Raw genomic sequence first — 12,883 nt, 5'->3', positions numbered from 1 at the left:
GTCATGCAGGCGTCGTTCACGCGCGACGGCGAGTTCCTGGTCCCGTCCCCGGTGGCCGCCAGCCCCTGGTCCGACGAGATGCTCAACGGCCACCACATGGGCGGGCTGATCGGCTGGGGCGTGCAGCACGACGGCGCCGACCCGGAGTTCCAGCTCTCCAGGATGACCGTGGACATGGTCCGCGCGGTGCCCATGGTCCCGCTGCTGGTGGAGACCCGGCGCACCCGGGACGGCCGCCGGCTGCGTGCTGTCGACGTCAGCGTGCGCGCCGGCGACATCGAGGTGCTGCGCGGCTCGGCCGTGCTGCTCCGCCGCTCCGAGCACCCGGACTCCGGGCCGTGGACGCCGGAGCCCTGGGACGTGCCGGCGCCCGAGTCGATCGAGGGCGGTCCCACCGGCCCGATGACCTGGGAGGTCCGGCGGATCAACGAGTGGGGTGCGCCCGGCCCGGGGCGCGTCTGGCTGCGCGAGACCGCCGACTTCGTGGCCGGCGAACCCCTGACGCCGCTGCTGCGCGCGTCCCTCATGGCCGACTTCACCAACCCGCTGTCGAACTCCGGGCCCGACGGGCTGGCGTTCATCAACACCGACGTGACGATGTACCTGGCGCGCGACCCGCGCGGGGAGTGGATCGGCCTGGAGAGCGCCGGTCACCTCGGTGCCGACGGCGTGGCGTTCGGCACCACCTGGATGTACGACCGGGACGGGCTCATCGGGCACTGCGTGGCCGGCGCGCTGCCCGATCCGCGGATCCGGGAGCGGATGCGCGAGGAGCGCCGATAGGCAGACCGGCCCTAGGCTCGGCGCATGGCCTACGAGGTGCGCGGTGTCGTCGCCCGCGGCAAGGGTGAGCCGGTCACGATCGAGACGATCCTGGTACCCGATCCCGGGCCGGGGGAGGCGGTCGTCGACGTCCAGGCGTGCGGGGTCTGCCACACCGACCTGCACTACCGCGAGGGCGGCATCAACGACGACTTCCCGTTCCTGCTCGGCCACGAGGCGGCAGGTGTGGTCTCGGCCGTCGGCGAGGGCGTCACGAACGTCGCGGTCGGCGACTACGTCGTGCTCAACTGGCGCGCCGTCTGCGGACAGTGCCGCGCCTGCCTGAAGGGCGAGCCGAAGTACTGCTTCGACACCCACAACGCCGCGCAGCGGATGACGCTCGCCGACGGCACGGAGCTGTCGCCCGCCCTCGGCATCGGCGCCTTCGTCGAGAAGACGCTCGTGCACTCCGGGCAGTGCACCAAGGTCGACCCGGCCGCACCGCCGACCGCGGCCGGCCTGCTCGGCTGCGGGGTCATGGCCGGGGTCGGTGCGGCGATCAACACCGGCGCCGTCCAGCGCGGGGAGAGCGTGGCGGTGTTCGGCTGCGGCGGCGTGGGCGATGCCGCCGTCGCCGGTGCGAAGCTCGCCGGAGCGACGACGATCATCGCCGTCGACATCGACGACCGGAAGCTGGAGTGGGCGAGGGGCTTCGGGGCCACTCACACGGTGAACTCGAAGCAGACCGATCCGGTCGAGGCGATCAAGGCGCTCACCGGCGGGTTCGGAGTGGACGTCGCGATCGACGCCGTCGGCCACCCCGCCGTGTTCGAGCAGGCCTTCTACGCCCGCGACCTCGCCGGCCGGGTCGTCATGGTCGGCGTGCCGACGCCGGGCATGGAGATCACCCTCCCCGCCACCGAGGTCTTCGGCCGCGGCGGCGCGGTGAAGTCCTCCTGGTACGGCGACTGCCTGCCCAGCCGCGATTTCCCGATGCTCGTCGACCTCTACCTGCAGGGCCGGTTCCCGCTGGACGACTTCGTGACCGAGACGATCGGCCTCGACGACGTCGAGCAAGCCTTCGAGAAGATGCACCGCGGCGACGTGCTGCGCAGCGTGGTGGTGCTCTGATGGCTCCCCGCATCGACAAGGTCGTCGTCCCGGGTGTGTTCTCCCTGGACGGGCAGGACTTCGACGTCGAGAACAACGTCTGGCTGGTCGGGGACGACGACGAGGTGCTCGTCATCGACGCCCCGCACGACGCCGCCCCAATCGTCGAGGCGATCGGCGGGCGGCGGGTCACCGCGATCGTGCTCACCCACGGGCACAACGACCACATCACCGCCGCGCCCGCGCTGCGCGAGGCGACCGGCGCGCCGATCTGGTTCCACAGCGCGGACCGGATGCTCTGGGACATGACGCATCCGGACGCCGAACCGGACCGGGAGCTGGCGCCCGGGACGCGGTTCGCCGTCGCCGGCACCGAGCTCGTCGCGCTGCACACGCCCGGGCACTCCCCGGGCAGCACCTGCCTGCACGCCCCCGACCTGACCACCGTGTTCACCGGCGACACGCTGTTCAACGGCGGGCCCGGAGCCACCGGGCGGTCGTTCAGCGACCACCCGACGATCCTCGCCTCGATCAGGTCACAGCTGTTCAGCCTGCACGGGGACACCGTGGTGCGGACAGGTCACGGTGACGACACCACGATCGCCGCGGAACTGCGCAGCATGGACGACTGAAGCCGCCTGGGGTCAGGGCAGCGGGGCCCGGCCGGAGGTCGACGCGAAGCCCAGCCAGGTGTGCCGGTTGCCGGCCCAGCACCAGCCGACCTTGGGCGCGCCCCGGCGCTCGCGGCCGTCCCGGCCGGTGCCGTTGCTGATCCACAGCGCCGGCGTCCGCGCGTCCAGCCGGCCGTTCGCCTTCACCAGGCGGGAGCCGATCGTCATGAAGCAGACGTTGCGCTCCAGGACGTCGGGGCACTGCAGCAGCCAGTGGATCCCCTCGGTGAGCACCAGCGGTGTGCGGCCGGCCGCGGTGATCGCGGGCAGCGCCTCGTCCGGGCTCCAGTTCAGCATCTCGTCGCCGCGGTCCAGTCCGCTGACCGCGTAGACCGGGGAGGAGGGCAGCGCGACGCCCTCGATCGGGGCGAACGCGTCGACGTCGGTCATGTCGGCGACGACGAAGCCCGGCCTGCCGTCGAGCTCGAGCAGCGGCGCCAGCGCCGAGGCCGGCGCCAGGTCGGGACGGAGGGCGAGCAGATCGCCCGGGGCGAGCGAGCCGGCCGCGGCGCGGAGGTCGTCGGCGGACAGCCCGGCGAGGTCGTGCACGCCGAGCGCGACGAGGCGCTCGGCCTGCGCGGTCGCGGGCGGCAGGGCAGCGGTGAGCGGGGCGGTGGGCGAGGGCACGGGCGGACCTCCGGGGCTCGTGGGGACCGTTCGACAACGCCGTCCCACGCCGATCCGTTCCCGCGTGACGCGCCGCCGAGCAGGGACGACACCCCGCAGAGGTGACGCGGCACACCCGATCGGCACTGGGCAGGGCGGCGGACCCCGGTAGGCTCGACCCGTGCCTCGTGGTGACGGTCTCCTGACGCACGACCTCGACCCCCAGTTCCCCGGCCCTCAGGACGCCTGCGGCGTCTTCGGTGTCTGGGCGCCCGGGGAGGAGGTCTCGAAGCTGACCTACTTCGGCCTGTACGCGCTGCAGCACCGGGGCCAGGAGGCGGCCGGCATCGCGGTCTCCGACGGCGCCTCGGTCGTCGTCTACAAGGACCTCGGGCTGGTCAGCCAGGTGTTCGACGAGGCCACCCTGGGCAGCCTGCGCGGCCACATCGCCGTCGGGCACACCCGCTACTCCACGACCGGCGCCTCGACGTGGGAGAACGCGCAGCCCACCTTCCGCACCACCGAGGCCGGCACCGGCCTCGCGCTGTGCCACAACGGGAACCTGGTGAACACCGCCGAGCTGGCCGTGCAGGCCGCCGACGCCGGCGTTCCGGGTGCCTTCCTGGCGACCAACGACTCCGATCTGGTCACCGCGCTGATCGCCGCCCGGCCCGACGTCTCCGTCGAGGCCGCCGCGATGGAGGTGCTGCCGCAGCTGCGCGGCGCCTTCAGCCTGACCTTCATGGACGAGGACACGCTGTACGCGGCGCGCGACCCGCAGGGCGTCCGCCCGCTGGTGCTCGGCCGGCTGGAGCGCGGCTGGGTCGTGGCGAGCGAGACCGCGGCGCTGGACATCGTCGGTGCCTCCGTCGTCCGCGAGGTGGAGCCGGGCGAGCTGATCGCCATCGACGAGAACGGCCTGCGCAGCCAGCACTTCGCCCCGGCGGAGCCCAAGGGCTGCGTCTTCGAGTACGTCTACCTCGCCCGCCCCGACACCACGATCTCCGGCCGCAGCGTGCACGCGGCCCGCGTCGAGATCGGCCGCCGGCTGGCCAAGGAGCACCCGGTCGAGGCCGACCTGGTCATCCCGGTGCCCGAGTCCGGCACCCCGGCCGCCGTCGGGTACGCCGAGGCGAGCGGCATCCCGTACGGGCTGGGCCTGGTCAAGAACTCCTACGTCGGCCGCACCTTCATCCAGCCGAGCCAGACCATCCGCCAGCTCGGCATCCGGCTCAAGCTGAACCCGCTGCGCGACGTCATCCGCGGCAAGCGGCTGGTCGTGGTCGACGACTCGATCGTCCGCGGCAACACCCAGCGGGCGCTGGTGCGGATGCTGCGGGAGGCCGGCGCGCTCGAGGTGCACGTCCGGATCGCCTCACCGCCGGTCAAGTGGCCGTGCTTCTACGGGATCGACTTCGCCAGCCGGGCCGAGCTGGTCGCGAACGGTCTCGACGTCGACGGGGTGCGCGCCTCGATCAACGCCGACTCGCTGGGCTACGTCTCCGAGCAGGGGCTGATCGCGGCCACCGAGCAGCCGGCGAGCCGGCTGTGCACCGCGTGCTTCACCGGTGAGTACCCGATCCCGCTGGAAGAGCCGGAGGTGCTCGGCAAGCACGTCCTCGAGGGCCTCGGCCAGCGGGCCATGACCGGGTGGACCGGCCAGCAGGCCGGCAGCGCGACGGTGCCGGGGGGCGCCGAGGACGCGCTCACGCGGCCGTGACGACCGAGCGCTTCACCTACGCCGACTCCGGGGTCGACATCGACGCCGGGGAGCGCGCCGTCACCCTCATGCGGGCGGCGGTCGAGCGGACGAACCGGCCCGAGGTGGTCGGCGGGCTCGGCGGCTTCGCGGGCCTGTTCGCCCTCGACACCCAGAAGTACCGCAAGCCGCTGCTGGCCTCCTCGACCGACGGCGTCGGCACGAAGATCGCGCTCGCCCGGCAGCTCGACCGGCACGACACCGTCGGCATCGACCTCGTCGCCATGGTGGTGGACGACCTGGTCGCCTGCGGTGCCGAGCCGCTGTTCCTCCAGGACTACGTGGCCTGCGGCAAGGTCGTCCCCGAGCGGATCGCCGCCATCGTGACCGGCATCGCCGCCGGCTGCACCCAGGCCGGCGCCGCCCTGGTCGGCGGGGAGACCGCCGAGCACGGCGACCTCATGGAGCCCGACGAGTACGACCTCGCCGCCACCGCCGTGGGCGTGGTCGAGGCCGACGCCGTCCTCGGTCCGGAGCGGGTGCGGGACGGCGACGTCGTCGTCGCGATGGCGTCCTCGGGCTTCCACTCCAACGGCTACTCGCTGGTGCGCCGGGTGGTCAGCGCCGCGGGTCTCGACCTGGCCGGCACGCCCGCCGGCCTCGCCCGGCCGTTGGGCGAGGAGCTGCTCGAGCCGACCCGGATCTACGCCAGGGACTGCCTGGCCCTGGTCGAGCGGCACGGTGTCGAGGCGGTGCACGCGTTCGCCCACATCACCGGTGGTGGGCTGGCCGGCAACACCGCCCGGGTCGTCCCGCCCGGCCTCGAGGCCGTCCTCGACCGCGGGACGTGGGCGCTGCCGGCCGCCGTCCGCCTCATGGAGGAGCACGGCGTGCCGCGCGAGGAGTCCGAGCGCGCGTTCAACTGCGGCGTCGGCATGGTGGCCGCCGTGGCGCCCGAGGTGGCCGACACGGTGGTCGCCCAGCTCACCGCCGCGGACGTGCCGGCGTGGGTCGTCGGCAGCATCCGCGCCGTCGAGGGCGACGGCGCCACCGCCCGCCTCGAGGGCTCCTACCGCTGAACGGCGTCAGGGACGCCGGCTGCCGGACCGTGCTCGAGCGGCACGCGACGACACCGCGTCCCCGAGGGGGCGCGGTGTCGTCGGTGCGTGACGTGTCCGGTGTGCCGCGTCAGCGGCTGGCGGCCCAGTCGTCGTCAGCGTCGCCGTCGTTCCAGCGGTCGCGGTACTCGTCCTGGTCCTCGTCGTCCGTGGCCCGCGCAGGGGCGTAGGACGGCGTGGAACCTGCGAGCTCCCTCTGCAGGGCAGAGAGATCGGTGTTGGGTGAGCTGTACTTGAGCTCACGGGCCACGCGTGTCTGCTTGGCCTTCGCTCGGCCGCGCCCCATCGGCTCGACCCCCTCGCTACGGAGTGCGGAGGTCCAGCCCCCGGGCTGGACGGCCCGCGTGGCGACCCCGACTGAGTGACTATGTCTTGGCCAACCTTACGTCACGGATCGGCGTCGAGCACACGTCCCTCCCCCGAGCGGGGCGGGGCGTTCAGCCGGGGAGCCGGATGGTCGCGAGCCGGCCCACCGACCTGATGCGCTCCTCGGCCAGCCGATCGGCGGCCACCGCGGGCGACACGCCCTCGGCGTCGGCGAGTGCGAAGACCCGCAGGGCGACGTCGACGATGCCCTCGGCCCTGGCCTTCGCGCGCGGGAACGAGAAGCCGTGCCGCTCGTCCTCGACCTGCATGACGCCCCCGGCGTTCACCAGGTAGTCCGGGGCGTAGAGGATGCCGCGCCCGCGCAGTTGCTCGGCCACCTCCGGGGTGGCCAGTTGGTTGTTCGCGCCGCCGCAGACGATCCGCGACGGCAGCACCGCGACCGTCTCCGGGTCGAGCGCCCCACCCAGGGCGTTGGGGGAGTAGACGTCGTGCGGGGTGCGGACCAGCGTCGCGGTGTCGGGCACCACCGTCACCTGCGGGTGGCGGGCGCGCACGCGCTCGACGGCGGCCGGGTCCACGTCGGCGACCAGGATCTCGGCGCCGTCCTCGGCGAGGTGCCCGACGAGGTGCGAACCGACCTTGCCCACTCCGGCCACGGCGACGGTGCGGCCGGCCAGCGACCGGGTGCCCCAGCAGTGCAGCGCCGCGGCCTGCATGCCGAGGAACACGCCGTAGGCGGTGAGCACCGAGGAGTCGCCGCACCCACCCCGGGCCTCCGACCGGCCGTGTGCGAACCGGGTCTCCCGCGCCACCACGTCGAGGTCGGCGTTGGTGGTGCCGACGTCGGAAGCGGTGAGGTACCGGCCGCCGAGCGCCTCGACGAAGCGCCCGTAGGCCCGCAGCCGCGCCTCGGTCCGGTCCGTACGCGGATCGCCGATGATCACGGCCTTGCCGCCGCCGAGGTCCAGCCCGGCGAGGCTGTTCTTGTAGGTCATCGCCCGCGACAGGCGCAGCGCGTCGGCGACCGCGTCCGCTTCGGACGTGTAGGGGTAGAAGCGCGTGCCACCCAGGGCAGGACCGAGGGCGGTGGAGTGCACCGCGATCACCGCGCGGAGGCCGGACTCCCGATCGCTGCAGAACACGACCTGCTCGTGGCCCGAATCGAGGATGTCCACGGCTGCAGAGCGTAGATCGGCCCGCGGCAACGGTCGGCGGGACGTCGAAGTCGACATACCGATCGTGTTGAGACGGTGACTGAACGTTCTCGTCACGGCGCGGCGAATGTTGCGCGTGTTGCCTTTGTGACGAACGGTGACGGTGCGAACCTCGCCGGGCACGCCTCGCCCGTCCCCTTCCCCGGGAGCTCGTCATGTTCCAGCGCCGCCCGTCAGGACCGGCGTCCGCGCGCTCCGGTGACCGCCGAGCCCGTCCGGTGCGGGCCGCGCTGGTCGCCGTCCTCGCCGGCGCCACCCTGGTCGCCACCGCCTCGCCCGCCCTCGCCCTGCCGCCCCCGCCGCCGAACCCCACCGACAGCCAGCTCGACGCCGCCAAGTCGCAGCAGGCGGCCGCCGCGGCCGAGGTCGGACGCATCGCCGGGCTGGTGGCCGCCGCCGAGGCCGAGCTGGAGCGGGTGGGCGTGCAGGCCGAGGCCGCGGGCACCGCCTACCTCGCCGCCGAGGAGGCGCTGCTGGAGGCGCAGGGCCGGGCCGAGGAGGCCGCCGCGCAGCTGGAGCTGGCGGCGCAGGGCGTGGCCGCGGCCCAGGTCCGCATCGCCTCCTTCTCGCGGGACAGCTACATGCAGGGCACCGCGCTGAGCAGCTCCGCGGCGCTCCTGGACGCGAACGGGCCGGGGGAACTCCTGCAGCGCGCGGCGCTGCTCGACTACGTCGGCGCCAACAAGGTCGAGGTGCTGGCCGAGATGGAGGTCGCCCGCATCGCCCAGGCCAACGCCGAGTCGGCGGCCCGCGCCGCGCGCGACGAGATGGCCGCCGCGGAAGAGGCGGCGGCGACGGCCAAGGCGCAGGCCGACGCGCAGCTGGCCGCGCAGCAGGGCGCCTACGCCGAGATCGAGGCGCAGAAGTCGGCCTACGAGGAACAGCTGCAGGGCGCGCAGATCCAGCTGCTGCAGCTCCAGGGCGCCCGCGACGCGCACCTGGCCTGGCAGCAGCAGAAGGCAGCGGAGGAGGCGGCGGCACGGGCGGCGGCCGAGCGCGCCGCGGCCGAGGCGGCCGCGGCCGCTGCGGCCGCGCGGAACTCCTCCGGCTCCGGCTCGTCGACCGGCGGGGGCGGCTCGTCGGCCGGCGGGGGCCCCTACGTGCGGCCGACGTCGGGCCGGGTGTCCAGCTGCTTCGGACCGCGCTGGGGATCGCTGCACGGCGGGGTGGACATCGCCGCCCCGATCGGAACTCCCGTGTACTCCGCCCACTCCGGCGTGGTGCAGCGGGCGGGCGCCGCCAGCGGGTTCGGCCTGGCGATCTGGATCCTCGGGGACGACGGCTACGTCACCGTGTACGGCCACGTGAACACCTACTTCGTGCGGGCCGGCGACCGGGTCCGTGCCGGCGAGGTGATCGCCGAGGTGGGCAACCGCGGGCAGTCCACCGGGCCGCACCTGCACTTCGAGGTCCACCCGCGCGGCCTCATGTACAGCGGCCACAGCAACCCGGTGCCGTGGCTGCGGGCACGCGGGGTCGATCTCGGCACCGTGTGCTGAGGACGACTGGCCGGAGACGACCGGTTGCCGGAGACGACTGGTTGCCGCAGACGACTGCGGTCCGCCACCTCGGGGATGGGTGGCGGGCCGCAGTGCCCCTGATCCCGGCCGGACGGGCCGTCGGGCTAGCGTGCCGAGGATGAACGCACCGGCAGATCCGCGCGCCACCTGGCAGCTGCCCGCACCGGGCACGCTGCCGCGCACCGCCGACCTGGAGCCGCTGGTCACGCGCGTCCTCGCGCCGAACCCCTCGGGGATGACCCTGGACGGTACGAACACCTACCTCGTGGGCGCACCGGGCAGCGGACAGGCCGTGCTCGTCGATCCCGGACCCGACGACCCCGCGCACCTCGCCGCGGTCGAGGAGGCGCTGGCCGCCCGGGGCGCCCGGTGCGCCGCGGTGCTGGTCACCCACCACCACGGCGACCACGCCGAGGCGGCCCTGCCCTGGTCGGCCCGCTTCGGCGCCCAGGTGATGGCCGGCCGTCCCGAGGTCGCCGGGCCGGAGGGGCGGGTCCTGGCCGGGGGCGACCGGCTGCGGCTGGCCGGCACCACGGTCGACGTCGTCCCGACCCCGGGGCACTGCGACGACCACCTGGCCTTCCGCATCGAGTCCGGCGCCGTCCTCGTCGGCGACCACGTGCTCGGCCGCGGGACGTCGGTGGTCACTCATCCCGAGGGAGACGTCGTCGCCTACCTGGAGTCGCTGCGGCGGGTGCGCGACCTCGGCCCCAGCGCGCTCTACTGCGGCCACGGGCCGGAGCTGACCGAGGACCCCGGCGCCGTCCTCGACTACTACGTCGCCCACCGGGCCTACCGCGAGGGCCAGGTGCTCGCGGCGCTGCAGGACGGCGCGACGACCGTCGACGAGCTGGTCGCGAGCATCTACGCCGAGGTGCCGCGCAATGTCTGGTTCGCGGCCGCGCAGTCGACCAGGGCGACCCTGGACAAGCTGCGCGCCGAGGGCCGTGTCGAGCAGGCGCCGGACGGCACGGTGCGCCCGGCGTGAGTCGAGCCGTGAGCTCCGGCCAGGTGCCGGTCGTCCGCAGCGCGGAGAGCGAGCGGGACCAGCGGCGGGCGGCGGCGGCGCTGGCCGCCGCGGGCGTGCGTCGCGGGGACCGGCTGCTGGTCTCCGCGGCGGCGTCGCCGGCGCTGCTGGCCGTCGTCCTCGGTGCGCTGCGCACCGGCATCGTGCCCGTCGTCCTCGATCCGGGCCTGCCGGCCGCGGAGCGGGCGGCGCTGGCCGAGGACGCCGACCCCGCCCTGGACGTCGCCGACGACCCCGCCCGGCTGCTCACCGGCACCGACGAGGCCGACCTCGCCGACGTGCCGCTCGCCCGGCCGATGCACTACACGTCGGGGACGACGGGACGGCGCAAGGGCGTGTGGTCCGGCGTCCTGGCCGACGACGACGCCCGCGCGCTCGCGGCCGAGGAGATCGACCTGTGGGGCTTCGGCCCGCACGACCGGCACCTCGTGCTCTCCCCGCTGCACCACAGCGCGCCGCTGCGCTTCGCGATCCACACCCTGCTGGCCGGGGGAGAGGTGGCGCTGCCGGGCCCGTTCGACGTCGCCCGCGCCGCGGAGGCCATCGGGACCCTGCGGCCCACCACCACCTTCTGCGTGCCGACCCACCTGCAACGGCTGCTCGGCCACGGCCCGCCGGTCGACTGGTCGTCGTTCCGGCGGCTCGTGCACGCCGGGGCCCCCTGCCCCGAGCCGCTGAAGCGGGCCGTGCTCGCCGCCCTCCCGGAGGGCAGCGTCTGGGAGTTCTACGGCTCGACCGAGGCGCAGTTCACCGTCTGCTCGCCGGAGGACTGGCTGGCCCGCCCCGGCAGCGTGGGCCGCGCGCGACCCGGCCGGCGGCTGGAGACCGACGCACGCGGGCAGCTGTGGTGCGCGGTGCCGCGCTGGGCCCGCTTCGAGTACTGGCGGGCGCCGGAGAAGACGGCCGCGGCCTGGCGCGGGGACCTGGTCACCGTGGGCGACCTGGGCCGGGTCGACGACGACGGCGTGGTCTGGCTGGACGGCCGCCGCGAGGACCTGGTGATCTCCGGTGGGGTGAACGTCTACCCGGCCGAGGTGGAGGCGGTGCTCGACGCGCACCCCGGCGTCGTGGAGAGCGCCGTCTTCGGGGTGCCGGACCCCGAGTGGGGGCAGCTGGTCGTGGGCGCCTACGTCGGCGAGGCCGACCCCTTGGAGCTGTCCACCTGGGCGCGGGAGCGGCTCGGGGCGGCCAAGCGGCCCAAGGCGCTGCACCGCCTCGACCAGCTGCCGCGCACCTCCACCGGCAAGGTGCGCCGGCTCGACCTGCCCGGCGTGCTGGGCCTCGACGGGACCTGAGCGGTGAGCCGGCCCGACGTCCTCGTGGTGGGCGCCGGCACGTCCGGGTGCGCCCTGGCCGCCCGGCTGGCCGATGCGGGCCGTGAGGTGCTGCTGCTCGAGGCCGGGGCGGTACCGCTGGGCCGCGAGGAGTGGCCCGCCGAGGTGCTCGATCCGGCGAGCCTGGCCGCCGCCGCGCCGGGCCACGCGGCGAACTGGGACCTGGCCGCCGAGGTCATCCCGGGCCGGGCCGCCCGGGTGCCGCGGGGCCGCATCGCCGGCGGTTCGAGCGCGGTGAACGCCGCCGTCTTCGTGCGCGCGCGGCGGGCGGACTTCGACGCGTGGGCGGCCGGACCGTTGTGGACCTACGACGCGGTGCTCCCGGCCTTCCGCCGGCTGGAGACCGACCACGACTTCGGGACCTCCCCGGACCACGGGGACGACGGGCCGGTGCCGGTCCGCCGGCTGCCCAGCCCCTCACCGCTGGCCGACGCCTTCGCCGCCGCCTGCGCCGAGCTCGGGCTCCCCGACGAGCCGGACAAGAACGGTGAGTCCCCCTCCGGCTACGGCCGCATCCCGTTCAACGTCGACCGCGGGGTGCGGATCAACGCGGCGATCGCCTACCTGGCGCCGCGGCGGGCGCTGCCCAACCTGACCGTGCGCGGGGGTGTCGCCGTCCGGCGGGTCCTGGTCGAGGACGGCCGCGCCGTCGGCGTCCTGACCGACGACGGGCCCGTCCACGCGGGCGAGGTCGTCCTGAGCGCGGGCGCCGTCGGCTCGGCCTACCTGCTCCTGGTGTCGGGCCTCGGGCCCGCACGCGACCTCCGCGCCGCGGGGATCGAAGTCGTGGCCGACCTGCCCGGCGTCGGCTCGGCGTTCAGCGACCACCCGCTGGTCTACGTCCCCTATCGGCCCGATTCTGCGCTGCCCCCGGCGACGGCGGCCCTGCACGGGCTGCTGCACCTCCCCCTGGCCGGGAGCCGCCGGGAGGTGGAGCTCATGCCCTGGCTGCGCCCCTTCGCCGGCGACGCCGAACCCGCCGTCTCGGTGGGGCTCCAGCACCCGGTCGGCCGCGGCCGGCTGAGCCTGGCACCGGACGACCCGATCGGCCCGCCGCGGCTGGAGTACGGCCACCTCGGCGAGGCCGACGACCGGCACGGCCTCCGCGAGGGCGTCCGCACCGCGGCGGCGTTGCTGGGCAGCGCGGCGTTCGCGGAGGTCGCGGCACGTTCGGCGGCGCTGCCCGACGCGGTCCTGGAGGACGACGCGGTGCTCGACGCCTGGCTCCTCGAGCGGGTGACGACGGCGGTGCACCTCTCGGGCACCGCGCCGATGGGGCCCGACTCCGACCCCGGCGCCGTCGTCGACCAGCACCTGCGGGTGCGCGGCGTGGCGGGGCTGCGCGTCGTCGACACCTCCGTGCTGCCGACCGTGCCCAGCCGGGGGACGGCGGCGACGGCGATCCTGCTCGGGGAGCGCGCCGCCGAGCTCATGACCTGAGCCGGCTCAGCCGCGGAGCCCGGGCCGAGGTCCCGGCGGCGCGCATGCCGCAGCC

The 12,883-nt window shown here is 75.0% G+C and carries 12 protein-coding genes; 9 read left to right on the top strand and 3 right to left on the bottom strand.

Annotated features, from left to right (window positions below; all coding sequences use genetic code 11):
* The first annotated feature begins 3 nt into the window (after positions 1-3).
* Genes A6V29_RS07375 through A6V29_RS07365 form a run of 3 tightly spaced genes read left to right on the top strand, consistent with a single transcriptional unit; the run spans position 4 to position 2,504 of the window.
* Positions 4-783: an acyl-CoA thioesterase domain-containing protein gene (locus A6V29_RS07375; protein ID WP_137159701.1), complete on the top strand. Its 780-nt coding sequence runs from the start codon at positions 4-6 to the stop codon at positions 781-783.
* A 24-nt stretch (positions 784-807) separates the two neighbouring features.
* Positions 808-1,893, top strand: coding sequence for an S-(hydroxymethyl)mycothiol dehydrogenase (locus A6V29_RS07370; protein ID WP_137159700.1), 1,086 nt, complete (start codon positions 808-810; stop codon positions 1,891-1,893).
* A complete protein-coding gene (locus A6V29_RS07365; RefSeq protein WP_137159699.1) occupies positions 1,893-2,504 on the top strand; it encodes an MBL fold metallo-hydrolase in 612 nt (203 codons plus the stop codon). Before A6V29_RS07370 ends, A6V29_RS07365 begins: the two co-directional genes overlap by 1 nt.
* A 12-nt stretch (positions 2,505-2,516) precedes the next feature.
* Here A6V29_RS07365 and A6V29_RS07360 read toward each other — a convergent pair whose 3' ends face one another.
* Positions 2,517-3,170 carry a DUF5701 family protein gene (locus A6V29_RS07360; RefSeq protein ID WP_137159698.1) on the bottom strand — a complete coding sequence of 218 codons (654 nt, stop codon included), beginning with the start codon at positions 3,168-3,170 and terminating at the stop codon, positions 2,517-2,519.
* 160 nt (positions 3,171-3,330) lie between these two features.
* Between A6V29_RS07360 and purF the strand changes: the two genes are divergently transcribed.
* The gene (gene purF, locus A6V29_RS07355; RefSeq protein ID WP_137159697.1) at positions 3,331-4,869 is read left to right on the top strand and encodes an amidophosphoribosyltransferase; all 1,539 of its coding nucleotides are present in this window, start codon (positions 3,331-3,333) and stop codon (positions 4,867-4,869) included.
* The gene (gene purM / locus A6V29_RS07350) at positions 4,866-5,927 is read left to right on the top strand and encodes a phosphoribosylformylglycinamidine cyclo-ligase (protein ID WP_137159696.1); all 1,062 of its coding nucleotides are present in this window, start codon (positions 4,866-4,868) and stop codon (positions 5,925-5,927) included. The genes purF and purM overlap by 4 nt, the downstream gene beginning before the upstream one ends.
* A 109-nt stretch (positions 5,928-6,036) precedes the next feature.
* Here purM and A6V29_RS07345 read toward each other — a convergent pair whose 3' ends face one another.
* Together A6V29_RS07345 and A6V29_RS07340 are read right to left on the bottom strand one after the other, a co-directional pair.
* On the bottom strand, positions 6,037-6,216 hold the full coding sequence (locus A6V29_RS07345) for a DUF3073 family protein (RefSeq protein WP_249933088.1): 180 nt from the start codon (positions 6,214-6,216) through the stop codon (positions 6,037-6,039).
* Positions 6,217-6,403: 187 nt separating this feature from the next.
* On the bottom strand, positions 6,404-7,468 hold the full coding sequence (locus A6V29_RS07340) for a Glu/Leu/Phe/Val family dehydrogenase (protein ID WP_137159694.1): 1,065 nt from the start codon (positions 7,466-7,468) through the stop codon (positions 6,404-6,406).
* Positions 7,469-7,662: 194 nt separating this feature from the next.
* Here A6V29_RS07340 and A6V29_RS07335 point away from each other — a divergent pair, with 194 nt between their 5' ends.
* The 4 genes from A6V29_RS07335 (at position 7,663) to mftG (ending at position 12,828) form a co-directional block, all read left to right on the top strand.
* The gene (locus A6V29_RS07335) at positions 7,663-9,006 is read left to right on the top strand and encodes a M23 family metallopeptidase (RefSeq protein ID WP_137159693.1); all 1,344 of its coding nucleotides are present in this window, start codon (positions 7,663-7,665) and stop codon (positions 9,004-9,006) included.
* Positions 9,007-9,145: 139 nt separating this feature from the next.
* Positions 9,146-10,015 carry an MBL fold metallo-hydrolase gene (locus tag A6V29_RS07330; RefSeq protein WP_137159692.1) on the top strand — a complete coding sequence of 290 codons (870 nt, stop codon included), beginning with the start codon at positions 9,146-9,148 and terminating at the stop codon, positions 10,013-10,015.
* Positions 10,012-11,349, top strand: coding sequence for a class I adenylate-forming enzyme family protein (locus A6V29_RS07325; protein WP_249933087.1), 1,338 nt, complete (start codon positions 10,012-10,014; stop codon positions 11,347-11,349). Before A6V29_RS07330 ends, A6V29_RS07325 begins: the two co-directional genes overlap by 4 nt.
* 3 nt (positions 11,350-11,352) lie before the next feature.
* Positions 11,353-12,828 (top strand): mycofactocin dehydrogenase MftG, encoded by a 1,476-nt coding sequence (gene mftG, locus A6V29_RS07320; protein WP_137159691.1) that lies wholly within the window; start codon positions 11,353-11,355, stop codon positions 12,826-12,828.
* The last annotated feature ends 55 nt before the right edge of the window (positions 12,829-12,883 follow it).

The sequence above is a fragment of the Blastococcus sp. CCUG 61487 genome (assembly GCF_005222955.1).
Taxonomy (GTDB): Bacteria; Actinomycetota; Actinomycetes; order Mycobacteriales; family Geodermatophilaceae; genus Blastococcus.
This window is presented reverse-complemented; position numbering and strand designations above follow the sequence as displayed.